The organism is Streptomyces hygroscopicus subsp. hygroscopicus (genome assembly GCF_030269125.1).
In the GTDB taxonomy this organism is placed as follows: domain Bacteria; phylum Actinomycetota; class Actinomycetes; order Streptomycetales; family Streptomycetaceae; genus Streptomyces; species Streptomyces hygroscopicus_C.
On record NZ_BSSM01000003.1, the window covers coordinates 70,865 to 87,366 of the forward strand.

A 16,502-nucleotide genomic window follows, 5' to 3' on the forward strand; every position below is an offset into this window, starting at 1 on the left:
CATGGAACCCGTACTCGAGGTGAGCGGCCTGCGCGTCGAATACCGCGGCGACGGACGCACCGTCGTGGGCGCCGACAATGTCTCCTTCTCCATCGGCACCGGAGAGGTCTTCGGCCTCGCCGGGGAGTCCGGCTGCGGCAAGTCGACCATCGCCAACGCGGTGATGCGGCTGCTGAAGCCCCCGGCGGAGATCACCGCGGGCGGCATCCGCTTCCAGGGCGGGGACGTCCTCGACCTGGACGCACGGGAGCTGCGTGCCTTCCGGTGGCGGCAGATCGCCATGGTCTTCCAGTCGGCGATGAACTCCCTCAACCCGGTCCTGACCATCGGTGAGCAGATCGTCGACATCTTCACCACCCACGACCGGATGAAGAGGAGGGCCGCGCGGGAGAAGGCGGGCGAGCTGCTTCAGCTGGTAGGTATCGACCCGGGCCGGCTGAAGGCATACCCGCACCAGCTGTCCGGCGGCATGCGTCAGCGCGTGGTCATCGCCATGGCCGTCGCTCTGCGCCCCCGGCTGCTGATCATGGACGAGCCGACCACCGCGCTCGACGTCGTCGTGCAGCAGGAGATCATGGCGCAGATCCGCGACCTCCAGCGGGAACTCGGCTTCTCCATCCTCTTCATCACCCACGACATGTCCCTGATGGTCGAGCTGTCGGACCGCATGGGCGTGATGTACGGCGGACGGATCGTCGAACTCGCCGACGCCCAGGACCTGTTCGCCAAGCCGCTGCACCCGTACACGAAGGCGCTGATGAACGCCTTCCCGCCGCTGACGGGCCCGCGCCGGGAGCTCACCGGCCTCTTCGACGCCCCGCGCACCGCCGACAGCTGCGGCTTCCACGTCCGCTGCCCCGAGGACCGCTCGGACTGCTCCATGAACATCCCCGACCTGCGCGAGGTCGCGCCCGGCCGCTGGGTGGCCCGCAGTGAGGCCCGCGGTCCGGAAGGAGCCTCCCGATGACCGAACCCCTGCTGTCCGTGCGCGGTCTGACCAAGGACTTCCAGGTCGGTACCGTCTTCTCCCGGCGACGGGTCCGTGCCGTCAACGACGTGTCCTTCGACCTGCCCGCCGGCCGGATCACCGCTCTGGTCGGCGAGTCCGGCAGTGGCAAGTCCACCATCGCCCGCTGTCTCGCCCGCCTCGAACAGCCCACCTCCGGTCAGGTGCTGCTCGATGGCAAGGATGTCCTGCGCGCCGAGCGGCGCCGGGCGTCACGGGCGTACCGCCGCGAGGTCCAGATGGTCTTCCAGGACCCCTTCGGCTCGCTCAACCCCGTCCACCGCATCGAGCACTTCCTCACCCGCGCCCTCGTCCTGCACGGCCACCCCGCCACACCCGAAGCACTGCGGGAGCTGATGGCCACGGTCGGCCTGACCGAGGACATGCTCCAGTCCTACCCGCACGAACTCTCCGGCGGCCAGCGCCAGCGCGTCGCCGTCGCCCGCGCCCTCGCCGTCGAGCCCCGGCTGATCCTCGCCGACGAACCGACCTCGATGCTGGACGTCTCCGTGCGCGTTGGCGTGCTCAACCTGATGCGGCGCCTGCGCGACGAGCGCAACATCGCCATGCTCTACATCACCCACGACCTGGGCTCCGCGCGCTACCTCGCGGACACCACCATGGTCATGTTCGCCGGCGAACTCGTCGAGGGCGGCGACGCACTGGCCGTCATGGACGCCCCCGCCCACCCCTACACCCGCCTGCTGCTGTCCGCCGTACCCGACCCCGAACGGGCCGGAAGCTACGACCCGATCGAGCGCGCCCGGCTGCGCGAGGCGATCCTCAACCCCACGTCCTGCCCCTACGGCGACGACGGCACGTGCAGCCGCACCGAGCCCGTCCGCCACATCGTCGGCGAAGACGACGGACAACCGCACTGGGTGCGCTGCCACCTGCGCGCACCCGCCTCCGACATCGCCCGCCGCGTCCTCAAGGCCACCGACCGGCCGACCGGCGAGGCCACCGACGACACCGAGAAAGCGGAGACCACCGCCGCATGACCCACGACCTCACCCTCCCCTCCGGCCGTCCTGCCGCCGAGGGGCTGGCCGAGCGCGCCTTGCGCGACCCCCATCGCCCCCGCTTCCACTTCACCTCGCCCGGCGGCTGGCTCAACGACCCCAACGGCCTGAGCCACTGGAGGGGCGTCTACCACCTCTTCTACCAGTACAACCCGCTCGCCCCCGCCCACCACCGCATCCACTGGGGCCACGCCACCAGCACCGACCTCGTCCACTGGAGCGACGAACCGGTCGCCCTCGTCCCCGGCACCGACGGCCCCGACCGCGACGGCTGCTGGTCCGGCGTCCTCGTCGACGACGGGGGAGTGCCCACGATCGTCTACTCGGGCCGGCACAGCGAGCGTGAACTCCCTTGCGTGGCCAGGGGGTCGGCGGATCTGAGGTACTGGACCAAGGACCCGGCGAACCCGGTCGTCACCGCCCCGCCCGAGGGCGTCGACATCACCGCCTTCCGCGACCACTGCGTGTGGCGGGAAGGACAGGTCTGGCGGCAGCTGATCGGCTCGGGAATCCGCGGGGTCGGCGGAACCGCCTTCCTGTACGAGTCGGACGACCTGCGCAGCTGGCGGTACGTCGGCCCCCTGCTGACCGGCGACGCCGCGCAGAACCGGGGCCAGCTCGACTGGACCGGCACGATGTGGGAGTGCGTCGACCTGTTCGGGCTGGACGGAACGGACGTGCTCGTCTTCTCCGCCTGGGACGAGGGCACCACCCACCACCCCCTGTACTGGACCGGCCGCTACCAGGGCGACACCTTCACCCCGACCGCCCTGAACCGCCTCGACTACGGCGGACGCTACTTCTACGCCCCCCAGTCCACCCGCGACGAGCACGGCCGCCGCATCATGTTCGGCTGGCTCCAGGAGGGCCGCACGGACGAGGCGAACGCCGAGGCCGGCTGGTGCGGTGTGATGTCCCTGCCGAGGATCGTCACGCTCGGCGCGGACGGCCGGCTGGACCAGGCCCCGGTGCCGGAACTGGGTGCGCTGCGGGGGGAGCACCTACGGATTCCCGCCGGCCCGCTGGAGACCGCGTATACCCGGCTGCACACCGTACGCGGAGACCAGCTGGACATCGAGACGGCCCTGCGCCTCGCCCCCGGAGCGACCGCCCGGCTCGTCGTCCGCGAGACACCGGACGGCGTCGAGCGCACGGTCGTGGAGGTGAGCAGGGCGCACGATGGATCGAGCGGCACGCTCCGTCTGCACCGTGAGAGCAGCAGCCTCGATCCGACGGTCGACACCGAACCCCGTCACGGTGAGCTTCCGTTGGACTCCGACGGCCGTGTGGACCTGCGTGTCCTCGTCGACCACTCCGCCCTGGAGATCTTCGCGAATGGGCGGCCCCTCACCGCCCGCGTCTACCCCACCCGCCCCGACGAGGCGGTCGGCGTCGGCATCGGTGCCGACGGCGCCGTGACCCTGGAGCACTTCGACGCCTGGCAGATGGCGTCGGCCTTCACCGACGGACCCCGGCCGCTGTGGCCGTGACCGTCTTACATCCGGCCGCGGCCCGCGGGGTGGACGTCCCCCTGGGCCGTGGCCCACCCTTCCCTGCTTTCCCTCAGGAGCCGCCATGAGCGTGTCCCGCCGTACCCTCCTGCTCGCAACAGGTACCACCGCCGCGCTGTTGCCCCTCGCAGGCGGCCTCCCCGCAGCGCAGGCCGCCACCCCGAGCGCCGCCGGAGACACCCCCGCCCCCACCCCGATCCCCGACCCCCTTCCCGTCACGGGGGCCTGGACCCGCACCTTGGACGGCGGCCAGAAGGCGACTGCCCGCCGTCGCGGTACCGCCCTCGCCCTGTCCGAGCAGCAACTCGCGACCAGGGGCACGTACACGGCGCGCATGACGCCCGAATCCGCGTCCGTCGTGGGCGGTCTGGTGTTCCGGGGCGCCCTGGACGGCTCGACCGGATACGTGGCCGCCCTCGACGCGGGCCGTGCCCGCATACGGCTCTACGACCTGGCGAGCGGCGAAACCCTCGCCGCCGCTCCGCTGCCGGGTGGGCCGACCGGGAGCGCCCACGACCTGGCGGTGGCCGTGGACGGACCGGAGCTGACGGTGTCCGTCGACGGCAAGCGGCTCCTGCGCGTGGAGGACCACCGTCACGACACCGGCTCGGTGGGCCTGCTCGCCCAGGGCGGCAACGTCACCTTCGGCCCGCCCTCCCTCTCCGCGGTCACCACCAACCTCACCGGCTGGGCCACGAGCGGCGGCACCTGGACGGCGACCTCACTCGGCTGGCGCGCGGGCCCGTCCCAGGGGGCCACCGCCCGTGCCATCACCACGACCCGGGCGTACGACACGGCGTTCCAGGCCGACCTGCTCCTGCACGACGCCTCCGCTGTGGCCTCGCTGCTGGTGCGTACCGACGCGACAGCCACGCGCGGCTACGGCGTCGAAGCCGACCCGGGCCAGGGCAGGCTGAGGCTCTACCGCATCGACGGGAACGTCACCCTCGGCACGTACCCGACCACCATCAAGGCCGACACGGTCTACCGCCTTCGCCTGGAAGCCGAGGGCACCGAACTGCGCGTGCACTGGCAGACCGACTTCCGCTCACCCGACGGCTACAGCCCCGCCATCACCGCTCACGACTCCACCCACACGACGGGACGGCTCGCCGTCACCGCATCGGCCGGCGCGGTCTCGTTCGAGAACCTCGCCGCCACCGACCTCCTCACCGGCCTTCAGGGCTGGACGGCCCGCTCCGGCACCTGGACCCCCGACCTGCGCGGCATCCGCGGCGAGAACGGCCTGCGCACGGCTCCCTTCGCCGACGGCGACCTGGTGGCCAGAGCCGACATCACCCCCGCCGGCACCGCGTCCACGGCCGGTCTCGTCCTGCGCGCGTCCGCAAGCGGCTCCGGCGGCTACGAGGCACGCCTGGAAGCCGGCCGCAACACCGTCGTGCTCCTGGACCGCTCCTCCGGCGCCCGCCTCGCCTCCACCTCCGGCCCGGTGCGGCCCATCGCGTCCGGCTGCACCTACCGCGTCGAGGCCCGCGCCACCGGCAAGACGATCGAGGTGTACGTGGACGGCGTACGGGCACTCAAGACCCGCGTGTCCCGCGCCACGGGCGCCACCGTCGGCACCACAGCCGCACACGGCCTGTCCTACTTCCAGAACGTCGAGTTCACCAGCACCGCCGACTACTTCACCGAGCCGTACCGCCCCACATACCACTACTCCCAGCTCACCGGCCGCACCAGCGACCCCAACGGTCTGGTGCACTACGACGGCGAATACCACCTCTTCCACCAGGACGAGGGCCGCTGGGCCCACGCGGTCAGCACCGACCTCGTCCACTGGCAGGCCCTGCCGATCGCCCTGCCCTGGAACGAGTACGGCAACTGCTGGTCCGGCTCGGCGGTCGTCGACGCCGACGACACCTCCGGCCTCTTCGACGGCGGCTCGGGCCTGATCGCGTACTACACCAGCTACCACCCGGACAAGCCGGGCGGGAACGCCGGCGTGCGCATCGCCTACAGCAAGGACAAAGGCCGCTCCTGGCACTGGCACGGCGGCTCCACCCCAGCCGTGGAGAACCCGGGCGGGCCCGACGCGGGCTGGACCTTCCGGGACCCGAAGGTCATCCGCGACGACCAGCACGACCAGTGGCTGATGGTGGTCTCCGGCGGCGACCACATCCGCTTCCTCACCTCCACCGACCTGCTCTCCTGGACCCACGTCAGCTCCTTCGGCTACGGCGACTGGGCCACACCCGGCGTCTGGGAGTGCCCCGACTTCTTCCCCCTCCCCGTCGACGGTGACAACAACCATGTCAAGTGGGTCCTCACCCTGAGCACGGGCGCCGTACGCGCCACGAACGGCTCAGCCGCCCAGTACTTCACCGGCGACTGGAACGGCACATCCTTCACCCCCGACCAGACAGCGGGCACAATCCTGCGCGCCGACTCCGGCCGCGACTACTACGCCGCCATGTCCTACTACGGCCTGCCCGACGGCCGCCGCGTCTGGCTCGGCTGGATGAGCAACTGGGACTATCCCTTCAGCGCCCCGACCGGCGCCTGGAACGGCCAGCTGAGCATCCCCCGCGAACTGACCCTCACCGACGCGGGTGACGGCGTGCGCCTGGTACAGCACCCGGTCCCGGAACTGACCGCCCTGCGCACCTCCACGACCACCCGCGCGAACCTCTCCGTAGGCCCCGCCTCCGCGAACCCGCTCTCGGGCATCAGGGGCATCGCCTACGAGATCGAAGCCGAGATCACCCTCGGCACCGCCACCGAGATCGGCTTCAGGCTCCGGACCGACGGCGACCAGCACACGACGGTCGGATACGACGCCCAAGCCGCCCAACTGTTCGTGGACCGCTCGGCATCAGGCGTCAGCGACTTCACGCAGTTCTTCACGGGCCGCACGAGCGCGCCGATGAAGCCGACGGACGGCAAGGTGACCCTGCGTCTGTACGTCGACTCGTCCTCGGTGGAGGCATTCGGCGCGGACGGCCAGGCCGCGGTGACCAGCCTCGTCTTCCCCACCCCGGACGCCGACGGCATGGCCTTCTACGCCAAGGGCGGCACCGCGCACATCGAGACGCTCAAGGTCCACCGGCTGGAGGGCACCTACCGCCTCGTGGACCGCGTGCAGCCGCCGGCGGCCGCCCCGACCGGCGGCCAGTTCCGCACGGACCTCGGCACGTTGACAGTCACGCCCGCCGGCCACTGGTCGACCGACAGCGCGGGCCGCGCCGGCTCCTTCGACGCTGACTCCAACGCCATGTCCGCGCGCACCGTGAAGGACGTGGACCTCACCACCCTGGTCCGGCTCGGCGGCCCCGACCCGGACACCGGCGGCGCCCTCTCCCTCCTCTGGCGCGCCTCCGCCGACGGCGCCAACACCTACTGCCTCAACATCGACCCCGACCTACGGGTGATCCGTCTGGTCGCCAAGGCCAACGGCTACTTCGACGACGACGCCGCCCTCGCCCGCGTCCCGGTCCTGGTCCGCCGTGGCACGACCTACGCGATCCGTGTGCTCGCCGAGGGCCAACGCATCCGGGTGTACCTCGACGGCGAACAGATCGCCGACGTAACCGACTCGACGTACACCGAAGGACACATCGGACTGAACGTGTTCGGAGGGAGGGCCGCGTACCAGGACACATATGCGCGGGAGCTGTGAGCCACCGTTCCGTCACAGTCGAGCATCTGCTCTGGCCCTCGCCCTGGTCCAGTTGGCTTCGTAATCGAGAATGGGTTCTGGCTCAGCTTTCGTGCAGTGGCCACGGTGAGTGACGGCTGAGCGTCTCCGGACGGTATGCGAAGTCGCCCGAAAATCGACGGTGGTCAGTGCAGCTGGGCTGACAGTCCGGGCCGTGGAAGACGTTGCACTCCAGCTGAAGGCGCTGTTGTTCCCGGCGATCGCGGACATCGCGGTGCGGTCGCTGGACGTGGATATCGAGAACGTGCGCCTTGACGCACAGTGCACCACGGCCGGCGCCGCCTGCCCGGTATGCGGAGTCTGCTCGACCCGGGTTCACAGCTCCTACCTGCGGTTTCTCGCTGATGTCCCGAGCGCCGGACGAAGCGTCGTACTCCAGCTGCGGGTCCGGCGATTCCGGTGCGGGAACACCAAGTGCCCACGTCAGACGTTCGTGGAACAGATATCCGGCCTCACCCGCAGGCACGGCCAGCGCACCGAACGACTGCGTTCCATCCTGACCGCAGTCGGCCTCGCCCTGGCTGGTCGAGCCGGCGCCCGCCTGGCTGCTGTGCTCGGCATGTCCATCAGCCGGAGCACGGTCTTGCGCCTGGTCGATGCGCTGCCCGAGCCGGAGGCGCCGACGCCTCGGGTGGTCGGCGTCGACGAGTACGCCACCCGCAAGGGCCGCCGCTACGGCACTGTCCTGGTAGACGTCGAGACCCGTCGTCCGATCGATCTCCTGCCTGATCGAGAAGCGTCAAGCCTGGCCGCCTGGCTCGCCCAGCGGTCAGGGATCGAGGTCGTCTGCCGGGACCGCGCGCACCCCAGGCGACGCAGGTCGCCTACCGTTGGCACTTATGGCACAACCTCGGGGAAGCCGCTGAGCGGGCGGTCGCCCGCCACCGCCAGTGCCTCCGCGTCCTGGTCCCCGATCCCGTGGCGAAGGCCGCCGAACCCGCGCCGCCCGAGGAGAAGACGGACTCGCCATGGCGGAGCGAGCGGTTCGCCAACCGCGGCCGAGCCCGGCACGCCACGGTCCACGCGCTGCTGGAAGCCGGCCACAGCCGCCGTTCCATCGGGCGTCAGCTCCAGATGACCCACCGCACCGTCAAGAGCCTCGCCGACGCTGTGAAGTCGGAAGACCTCTTTCGTGGCCAGTGGCAGCACAGCAGGACCTCGGTCCTCGACGAGTACAAGCCCTACCTGGACGAATGTTGGGACGAGGGCTGCACCAACGCCTGGAGGCTGTGGGAGGAGATCGTTCCCTTGGGCTATCGCGGCAGCTACGGCCGGGTCAGCGCCTACCTGCGAGAGAAACGCACCTCGCCACGGCCGGTCACCGCGCAGCCGCCGGCACCCCGCGTGGTGACGAGATGGATCCTCAGCCGACCCGAGACGCTGACCGAGATCGAACAGCTCCGGCTCAAGGCCGTCCTTGCCAACTGGTCCGAACGCGACGCCCTGACCGGTCACGTCCGGTCCTTCGCCCACATGCTCATCGAACGCCAGGGCGAACGACTCCCGCAGTGGCTCGACGCCGTCCGTCAGGACGACCTGCCCAGCCTCCACACTCGCGCGGCCGGCATCGACCGAGACCGCAACGCCGTCATCGCCGGCCTGACGCTGCCCTGGAACTCCGGAGTCGTCGAAGGCCACGTGAACCGGATCAAGATACTCAAGCGCCAGATGTTCGGCCGCGCAGGCTTCGACCTGCTTCGCAAACGGGTCCTGCTCGCCCCGTAGTCGTGTTGTCAGTGCTTGATGCGAGGATCCGGGCGACCATACGCAAGGAGATCAGCATGGGCACCTGGGATACCGGTCCCTTCGACAACGACACAGCCGCAGACTTCGCCAACGCGCTCGACGACGCCGAGCCCGAGGCGCGTGAAGCCCTGATCCGAGGCGTCCTCATCCGGACGATCGACGCAACCGGCTATCTCACGGAAGCGGAAGAGGCAGTGGCCGCCGCCGCTTTGATCGCGGCGCAATGCCCGGGAGGCGAACCCGTCGACATGTCCTACGGCCCGGAAACACCGATGCCCGTGTTCCCTTCCGATCTTCGGGCACTCGCCGACGAAGCCCTCGCCCGCATCGTCGGCGACGAGGATGGGCCGGCCTCAAACTGGGTCGACCCGGAGGACTGGAAGCAGTGGCGAGCCATACTGACGCGCCTTCGCGCAGTGCTTGCCCCGCCACCCCCTTCCATTGCGCTCTTCGATGTCCAGCCGTAACGGAGCGTCACTCAGCACAGAAGATGAGCCAGAACCGTAACTCGTGAACAAAGCCATCAGATCGCTGCTGAACTGATGGGGTGGCCCGATGTGGTGCCGAAAGACATCACGCTTGGTCTTCTTCACCCGTGCCCGGTGCATACGGCTGTTCCCCCTCCGCTCCCACATCATGGCCATCCTTCCCTCCGGGACAATTAGCCGGGCAGCCGCCCAGGCCCAGGAGCGTGTGGGCAGGAGCGGCGCGTGTCGGCGTACACGTGAACGTGCAGGGCCGCGTACGGATGAACGTGCAGGTTTCCTGATGTGTTGAGGTTCGGGGTTCGGCACTCTGCTGCCAGTTGGTCGAGGTCGCAGAGATGGGGTGGTCGTGGTCCTGGATCCGCAGCGCTGGCTGGAACTACGGCGTTTTCGTGGCCTGGTGCAGTCCGGAGCGATGAGCCTGACCGAGGTCGCCATCCCTGCCTCGCCGCCGCGGCGGTCGCCGAACGGCCGGTCACGGGTCAGGGTGATTGACGAGTTCGCGCCGCTGGTCGGCTTTCGCGGTGTTCCCGGGTGACGCACAGAACGCAGCGGGGGCCGCCGTGTGCGGCGGGATCCAGAGGTGCGCCGGGGTGGCGCTGGCATCCTGATACGCGGGGCCGGGACAGTTCGCGGGTGATGATGAAGGCAGCGTGGACCAGGTCGGCCGTTTTCTGGAATTCCTGGTCCGAGGAGCGGTAGTCCAGCTCCACTACCGTCTCGTTGAGGGCACGACGGGTAGTCATGAGCCCGTGTGGTCGTAGGGCGGGTCGGGTACCGCTCAGTGGCTGGTGGCGGACTCCATCGCTTTTTTCGCTTCGGGATGGCTGATGCGTCGGTTGTGGTTACACAGCAGACAGCGGCCCCATCCAGCAGGGGCCTCGGTGTCGACAGGTCCCCCGGGGTGTCGTTGGCAGCCGGTCGCGTTCGGGGACGGAGCGAGATTCTTGACAACGAGGAACAGATCCCACAGCGCGTCCGCGATGTCTTCGTACTCAGTGGGGTCAGCGGGGTCGGGCAGCACCGCGATGCGGTCATCGATGCCCGGAAGTTTGTTGTGCATCTCGCGCATCAGAAAAGGCCAGCCGGTCGGTACTCGGTAGGAAGAGTGCTTGCCCACGCTCGTCACGGTAGAGATCCTCGCCTGGCGGAGGCGGGCCTTGCCCTGAACGTCGCCCTATTGGATGAGCTGTCCGCGGTTGAGCGACTCGGGAATGCGATAGCGGGGCCGTGTACGGCACTTGCGCCCGGCCAACCGCCGTAGCGGGAGATTGACCCCTGGCAGGCATCAGCAGAAGACGGGGAGGGCCCTGGGCTTGTCCGGCGGCTGTCTTGTCTGATCATTGCATGCTGCTTCACCATCGGTGATCGTGCGGATACGGCCGAATGGTGGGGGTGGCGATGTCGTCGGGTACGGGCGGGAGTTACTGGTCGGACAAGGCTCTGCCCAGCGGTACCTGCCGCAGTTCCCTGATGGCCGGCTTCTTCGACTCCGCGCACCAGGACGTCGTCGCCGTGCTCCTGACCGTGATGGTCACGATCATCGGCACCGTCGGCCTGTGGCTCCTGCCGCCCGCCCTGTCGCCGCGGCTGCTCGACACCCTGCGCCCGAAGAAGTCGCCGGCGGCCCCGGCCTGACGACGCGGGCCGCGAGTCGCTGCTTGAATCCCGTCCAGGCATCAGTGCCGGCAGCCTGAACCACTGCAGCGGGAGTCTACTGGCAGTTCGCGGTGAGTCACTCAGAAGCGAACTTGTGTACGGCCGGGGGGAGCCCTGTGAGCGTGACTGCGGCAGGCGCAGAGGCCTCTGTCTGCGAGAGGCGCGGCACTGGGCACGGCGGTGCGATGACGCGGTCGGCCCGGGAGTCGTGCCATGTAGCGCATCGCTGCTCGATGATGTGCCGGGCGGTGCCGCGCCGTTACGGGTGGGCCGCGCCAGCGTAGGGAGCCAAGCTACTCAGAGGGCGGTACGTAACTTGATGTCCGTTTCACACTTTCGGGAGGAGTGTGCGGACCGGCCGTGACGTCGCCTGGCGGTTACGGCCGCGGCTGGGTGAACAAGCCCTGCTCGGTCTCGACCAGGATCCCGCGCTCGGCGAGCCGCTTGAGCTTCAGGCGGGTGTTGTTGATGTTGTTGGGCGCGATCTCCAGGTCCATCGCCTCGCACACCTGCCGCGCTCGTAGCGGCAGGTCGGCTGCGGATCGGGCAGCGCCAGCAGTGTCTTGCGGGTGATCCGGACCTCCTCGACGGCCCGGCCGAGTTCGTCCAGCCGTGCAGTCAGCTGCGCGATCTGCTCCCTCGTCGTCTCGGCCTGCACGGCGAGCTCCTGTTCCTGCTCCTCCAGACGTGCCAGGACCGCCCCGAGGGTCAGTTCCCCGCCGGTCATGTGCTGCGCCAGGCCGCAGCGGTGGCCCCGGTCAGCCGGCGCAGTATCACCGCGGTCATCGCCCAGTACACCCGCGACTCCGAACTGCGCGGCAGGTGCTCGTAATCGCGCACCAGCCTGCGGTGCAGCATCAAGATCCCGTAGGCGCGCTCCACGATCCACCGCTTGGGGATCGGCACGAACCCGGTCTGCGCCGGGTTGCGCTCGATGATCTCCACCTCGATGCCCACCTTCTCCCCGTGCGCGACGACGGCGCTCTTGAAGCCCTGGTCGACCAGGGCCTTCTGAACGGTTTCGGTGTCGGCGGCGACCTTGTCCAGCAGCGCGATGCCGGCGGCGTTGTCGTGCACCGACGCGGCGAGCACCACTACCGCGATCACCAGGCCCAGCACGTCAACGGCCAGGCCGCGCTTGCGGCCCGGTACTTTTTTGCCGCATCACACCCCGTCGACTGTGCAGGCACCCCAGCCGCCGCGTGCACGCTCTGGGTGTCGAGCACCACCAGACTCGGGTCCGCCTTCCGCCGCGCCTTCTCCCGCACGTGCCAGCGCAGCAGGTCGTGGATGGTCTGGTCGGTGCCGTCATCGCGCCACTTGGTGAAGTAGTACATCACCGCACCGCGCGGCGGCAGGTCGTGCGGAAACAGGTCCCACTGACAGCCGGTGCGACCCTGGTAGAGGAGCGCGTTGACGATCTCCCGCATTTCGTACCGGCCCTGGTGACCGCTGACCGAGCGGTGTGCGGCCTTCCATGCCGCGATCACCGGCTCGACAAGCGCCCACTGCTCGTCGGACAGGTCGGTCTTGTAGGGCTTGCGCTCGCTCACGGCGCTCAGCCCAGCACGCCCGAGCTCGCCGACCGCCCGGGATACCGTGCTGCCACACATTCAGGTGACGGCAAATCACCTATGCACCTACATACCGCCCTCTCAGATCTGGGGTTCAGAAACACGCACTCAAAGACGTGAACGAACTGCTAATTCTGCCGCGCCAAGCCACCGCGCCACGCCGGTTCCTCGTGGAACTCGCTTCGTGCGCCTGGGCGTTGAGCGGTCTCATAGGTGCCACGATGTTCCTTTCTGCAGGTCAGCGCACTGCACTCCGGTCTCGCGACGGACAGGAGAAGGCCTCGCCCGCAAGGCGGGCGGAGCCTGTTGGAGCTGTCGGACCCAACGGGTCTACAGCGGGGCGAGGCGGGCGGCGCGGTCCAGGGCTCGCAGCAGTTCGGGCTCCCGGTCGGCGCGCGTGGGGTGCCGAAGGCGAGCAGGACAGCACGAGCGCGAGCACGGTGACGAGGCGGTCCGCCGGTGCTGACGCAAGGCGGAAGCCGCCGCGGACCTGACCGAGCGCGGTCTGAAGCCCCGGCCGGAACTGGAGCCGTCCGACGTCCTGCGGCTGAAGAAGCTTCAGCAGCTTGCCGTCGGCGACCGCAACGGGCCCTAGTGCTGTGCCGCCAGGCGCAGAGCGACCTCGCCCGTCTGGAGCAGGATCTCCTCACCCGGCCGGCACCGGGCGGGACGCCGACGGGCGACTAGGGCCTGTCTTCGGTTGTGATCAATTGGGTTTCAGGAGGCTGCTGATCCAGATGGTTGCTGCCCGGAGATGGAGCCCTGATAGACGCGGCGACAGTGCGCTCGTGCCGAACGGGCTTCGCCGACCCTTGCCCGGTGAAGCCCGTTCGGCCGAAGTGGCGCTGTGTCACGCGGTGTGCAGCGTCAGCCCGTAGCGGTTCAGGATCTCGTTGATGGGCTGGTACCAGGTCTCGCCGCCGGAGGCGCAGTCGCCCCAGCCGCCGGAGGTGACGCCCTGCGCCTGGTCGCCGCTGATGAAGGAGCCGCCCGAGTCACCGGGCTCGGCGCAGACGTTCGTCTTCGTCATCTCATGGACGGCGCCCTGGCTGTAGTTGACCGTCTCGTTCTTGGCGAGGACGGTGCCGCAGTGCCAGTGCGAGGTGGAGCCGGAGCGGCAGATGGACGCGCCGACGGGCGCCTCGGCGGAGCCGCGCACAAGCTGGTCGGACACCGTGCCCCAGCCGAGCACGACCGGCACGGTCCACCAGCCGCTGCCGACGTTCACCCACGAGTAGTCGTTGTCCGGGAACGACGAGCCCTGGAAGCTGCCGATGTACGAGTTGTCCCAGCCGTACACCGCGCCGGTGTGCTGGTCGCAGTGCCCGGCGGAGACGAAGCCGCCGTACACCGAGAAGCCGATGGAACAGCGGACGTTGCCGGTGTAGTACGGGTCGCCGCCGACGGTACCGGCCGCGAGGGTCCGCGGTGTCTTCGTGGTCTGCTGCACGGTGACCGGGCCGGCCTTGCGCGCCCGCGCCAGGAACGTCCGGACATCGTTGTCATCCCGGTGCGCGGTGACGACGTCCACGACAACCTTGTTCGCCTTGGTGTCGACGTACCAGTTGCTGACGCCGGTGGGCGCGGACAGAGCGTCGATGCGGGCCTTCGCCGCGTCGAGCTGCCGCGCGCTGTGCTTCACAAGGCGTACGGTCGCACCGGTCGCGCGTACGGCGTCGGTGTCCGCGCCACGGGTGACGGCCACGGTCAGCTTGCCACTGTCGGCGTCGAACCAGGAGCCGCCGTAGGAGGACCCGGCGGCGCGCTTCGCCTTCCGTTCGACGGCCGTCGCCGTCTTCTCTGCGGCCAGACGGGCCTCGGCCTGGCTCTTGGTGAGGCCGAAGTCATGCTGCATCGCAGATAGGAGCGAGGCGGAGGCGGGTACCTCGGTGGAGGGTGAGGGGGAGCCGGCGGCGGTGGCCGGCTGGGTGCTCGCGGTCGCCCAGGTGCCCAGCAGGAGGAATGCAGGCAGGGCTGTGCGCAGGGCTGTTGTGCGTCTCAAGGGAGTGGCCCCTTCGTTGTTCCAACAGGGTGGGGGTGGAACAGCAGATAGTGAGAGCGCTCTCAGGCAGCGTGGCAGAGCATAGCGGGAAATCAAGGTCAGGTCCATGCCAAGTTCACGGGCGGTCGCGAAGGTTCTTTCCAGCCGGGGGAACGCCGGTTGCACCCGTGGGTGGCCGTCGAAGGCTCCGCGGGCCGAGATCGGTTTGGCGAACACAACCAGCCAACAGCGCCTGGGCCTGTGTGGAGTTGTGATCTCGTGGGCCCGGCCCGGGAGGGCCGGGGGCCTTGGAGTAAAACGGTGGGGTGTCTCGACCTCAACTTTCTGATGCCGAGTCGGAGTTCATCTCCCCGTTCCTGCCGGTCGGTGAGTTCGGGCCGTACCCGGAGAACCTGCGGGCGCACTTTGAGGTGTCGTGTGGCGGTTCAGGAACGGTGCGAAATGGCGGGAGTTGCCCGAACGATTCGGCCACTGGTCCACCGTTAACGGCCGGTTTCGGCAGTGGCGGGATGTCGGGGTGTTCACCGCGGTGTTCCAGGGTGCGATCGCCGAGGCGGCGAAGCGGGGCCTGGTGGACTTGTCGCTGGTCAGCGTGGACTCGACCACGGTCCTGGCCCATCATGATGCTACGGGGATGATCGTGGAGCCCGAGATCCTGGACGCGCTGGAGAAGGCCGCCGCGGAAAATGGGGCGCCTGCCAGGAACAAGACGGGCAACTGGACCAGGAGCGGGAAGAACGACGACGCGTGAGGCGTCGCCGCAGGGCCCGACTCGCCGCTGCTGACCTGGGACGTTCCCGCGGCGGGTTGACCACCAAGACGCACCTGTCCCGTGTGCCGCAATGCCGGCCCCTCTCGCTCAAGATCACTGCGGGGCAAGCCGGGGACAGTCCGCAGTTCATCCCCGTCCTGAACAAGATCCGCGTACCCGGCCCGGTCGGCCGGCCCCGCACCCGGCCCGACGCAGTCGCGGGCGATAAGGCGTACTCGTCCGCCAGAACCGTTGCGGGGCCGTGCGGGGTCACGGTGCGCGGAGCTGTTGCGGCCGCCCTGGGCCCTGCCGTGGGCCTTGTGCCCGCCGCCGTCGGGGATGTTGCCGAGCTTCTTGATGTCGACGTGGACCAGTTCGCCGGGCCGGCCGCGTTCGTAGCGGCGGATCGGCTCGCCGGTCGCCCGGTCCAGCGTGCCCAGTACGGGCAGGTGGTGTCGGACGAGGATGCGGTGGGCGGTGGAGGCGGCGATGCCGCACCGGGCGGCCAGCCGCAGTGGGCCGATGCGGCGCTCACGCCGCAGGTGCAGCACCCGGGCCTCGACGGCAGCCGGGGTTCGTCGGGGCTGGCGGTGCGGGCGGCTGGAGCGGTCGCCCATCCCGGCCTGGCGACCGGTCTCGGTCAGGGGTGCATTACGGTGGACCACGAGGGCCTTTCTGGTTGGTGTAGACGTCGCAATCCACACCGAACCGGAAGGCCCTCACCTGTTCAAGATCCCTCAGCCGAGACCTGGCTCACCCGTCCACAACCTCCCCGGACAGAACAACTAGCGGCTGGTGAAGGATCTCCGGAGGAGTCCGGCTTCGACGAGTTCCTCCAGCGCTTCTTCGGCTTCGAAGACGGTGGTGCCGGCGAGGGTGGCTACGTGGGCCGCGGCCAGCTCGGGTCCGGTGACGAGGCCGAGGAAGCGGAGCATCCGGGCAGTCTGTGCGGTCACTTGCCGGTACCACGCGCACGTCGCCCGCGACGAGTACGCGCAGCCGGTGTTCCTGGTGGGCCACGCTCCAGCCCGGGGCGGACCGCCAGCCGGTTCCCCGCCACCCGCAACGTC

General features: G+C 69.5%; 11 protein-coding genes and 4 pseudogenes. 10 read left to right on the forward strand and 5 right to left on the reverse strand.

Annotated elements, in window-relative coordinates; genetic code table 11:
• Position 1: 1 nt before the first annotated feature.
• The 8 genes and pseudogenes from QSK45_RS08430 (at position 2) to QSK45_RS08465 (ending at position 9,984) form a co-directional block, all read left to right on the forward strand.
• Positions 2 to 967 (forward strand): ABC transporter ATP-binding protein, encoded by a 966-nt coding sequence (locus tag QSK45_RS08430; RefSeq protein WP_285554789.1) that lies wholly within the window; start codon positions 2 to 4, stop codon positions 965 to 967.
• Positions 964 to 2,007 (forward strand): ATP-binding cassette domain-containing protein, encoded by a 1,044-nt coding sequence (locus QSK45_RS08435; RefSeq protein WP_285554790.1) that lies wholly within the window; start codon positions 964 to 966, stop codon positions 2,005 to 2,007. The genes QSK45_RS08430 and QSK45_RS08435 overlap by 4 nt, the downstream gene beginning before the upstream one ends.
• On the forward strand, positions 2,004 to 3,518 hold the full coding sequence (locus QSK45_RS08440) for a glycoside hydrolase family 32 protein (RefSeq protein ID WP_285554791.1): 1,515 nt from the start codon (positions 2,004 to 2,006) through the stop codon (positions 3,516 to 3,518). Before QSK45_RS08435 ends, QSK45_RS08440 begins: the two co-directional genes overlap by 4 nt.
• A gap of 85 nt (positions 3,519 to 3,603) precedes the next feature.
• On the forward strand, positions 3,604 to 7,176 hold the full coding sequence (locus QSK45_RS08445; RefSeq protein ID WP_285554792.1) for a glycoside hydrolase family 32 protein: 3,573 nt from the start codon (positions 3,604 to 3,606) through the stop codon (positions 7,174 to 7,176).
• Between the two features lie 283 nt (positions 7,177 to 7,459).
• Positions 7,460 to 7,960 (forward strand): annotated as a pseudogene (locus tag QSK45_RS08450) (transposase family protein); the annotation flags it as partial.
• 173 nt (positions 7,961 to 8,133) lie between these two features.
• Complete coding sequence (locus tag QSK45_RS08455; RefSeq protein ID WP_285554793.1) at positions 8,134 to 8,940, forward strand: transposase; 807 nt, start codon at positions 8,134 to 8,136, stop codon at positions 8,938 to 8,940.
• Between the two features lie 56 nt (positions 8,941 to 8,996).
• The gene (locus tag QSK45_RS08460) at positions 8,997 to 9,428 is read left to right on the forward strand and encodes a DUF4259 domain-containing protein (RefSeq protein WP_285554794.1); all 432 of its coding nucleotides are present in this window, start codon (positions 8,997 to 8,999) and stop codon (positions 9,426 to 9,428) included.
• Positions 9,429 to 9,795: 367 nt separating this feature from the next.
• Entirely contained in the window at positions 9,796 to 9,984 is a 189-nt protein-coding gene (locus tag QSK45_RS08465; protein WP_490993521.1) for a hypothetical protein, read from the forward strand.
• 243 nt (positions 9,985 to 10,227) lie between these two features.
• On the opposite strand, the gene QSK45_RS08470 is transcribed toward QSK45_RS08465, so the two are convergent.
• Positions 10,228 to 10,566, reverse strand: coding sequence for a hypothetical protein (locus tag QSK45_RS08470; RefSeq protein WP_285554795.1), 339 nt, complete (start codon positions 10,564 to 10,566; stop codon positions 10,228 to 10,230).
• Between the two features lie 281 nt (positions 10,567 to 10,847).
• On the opposite strand from QSK45_RS08470, the gene QSK45_RS08475 reads away from it, so the two are divergent.
• Positions 10,848 to 11,084, forward strand: a complete 237-nt coding sequence (locus tag QSK45_RS08475) for a hypothetical protein (protein ID WP_285554796.1) — start codon at positions 10,848 to 10,850, stop codon at positions 11,082 to 11,084.
• A 744-nt stretch (positions 11,085 to 11,828) separates the two neighbouring features.
• Here the strand turns inward: QSK45_RS08475 and QSK45_RS08480 are convergent.
• A pseudogene (locus QSK45_RS08480) lies at positions 11,829 to 12,658 on the reverse strand (IS5 family transposase).
• Positions 12,659 to 13,529: 871 nt separating this feature from the next.
• Complete coding sequence (locus tag QSK45_RS08485) at positions 13,530 to 14,681, reverse strand: S1 family peptidase (protein ID WP_285554797.1); 1,152 nt, start codon at positions 14,679 to 14,681, stop codon at positions 13,530 to 13,532.
• A 305-nt stretch (positions 14,682 to 14,986) separates the two neighbouring features.
• On the opposite strand from QSK45_RS08485, the pseudogene QSK45_RS08490 reads away from it, so the two are divergent.
• Positions 14,987 to 15,674: pseudogene (locus tag QSK45_RS08490) on the forward strand (transposase); the annotation flags it as partial.
• Between the two features lie 45 nt (positions 15,675 to 15,719).
• Here the strand turns inward: QSK45_RS08490 and QSK45_RS08495 are convergent.
• Together QSK45_RS08495 and QSK45_RS08500 are read right to left on the reverse strand one after the other, a co-directional pair.
• Positions 15,720 to 16,097 (reverse strand): annotated as a pseudogene (locus QSK45_RS08495) (transposase family protein); the annotation flags it as partial.
• Between the two features lie 120 nt (positions 16,098 to 16,217).
• Positions 16,218 to 16,388 carry a hypothetical protein gene (locus QSK45_RS08500; RefSeq protein WP_285555550.1) on the reverse strand — a complete coding sequence of 57 codons (171 nt, stop codon included), beginning with the start codon at positions 16,386 to 16,388 and terminating at the stop codon, positions 16,218 to 16,220.
• Between the last annotated feature and the right edge of the window lie 114 nt (positions 16,389 to 16,502).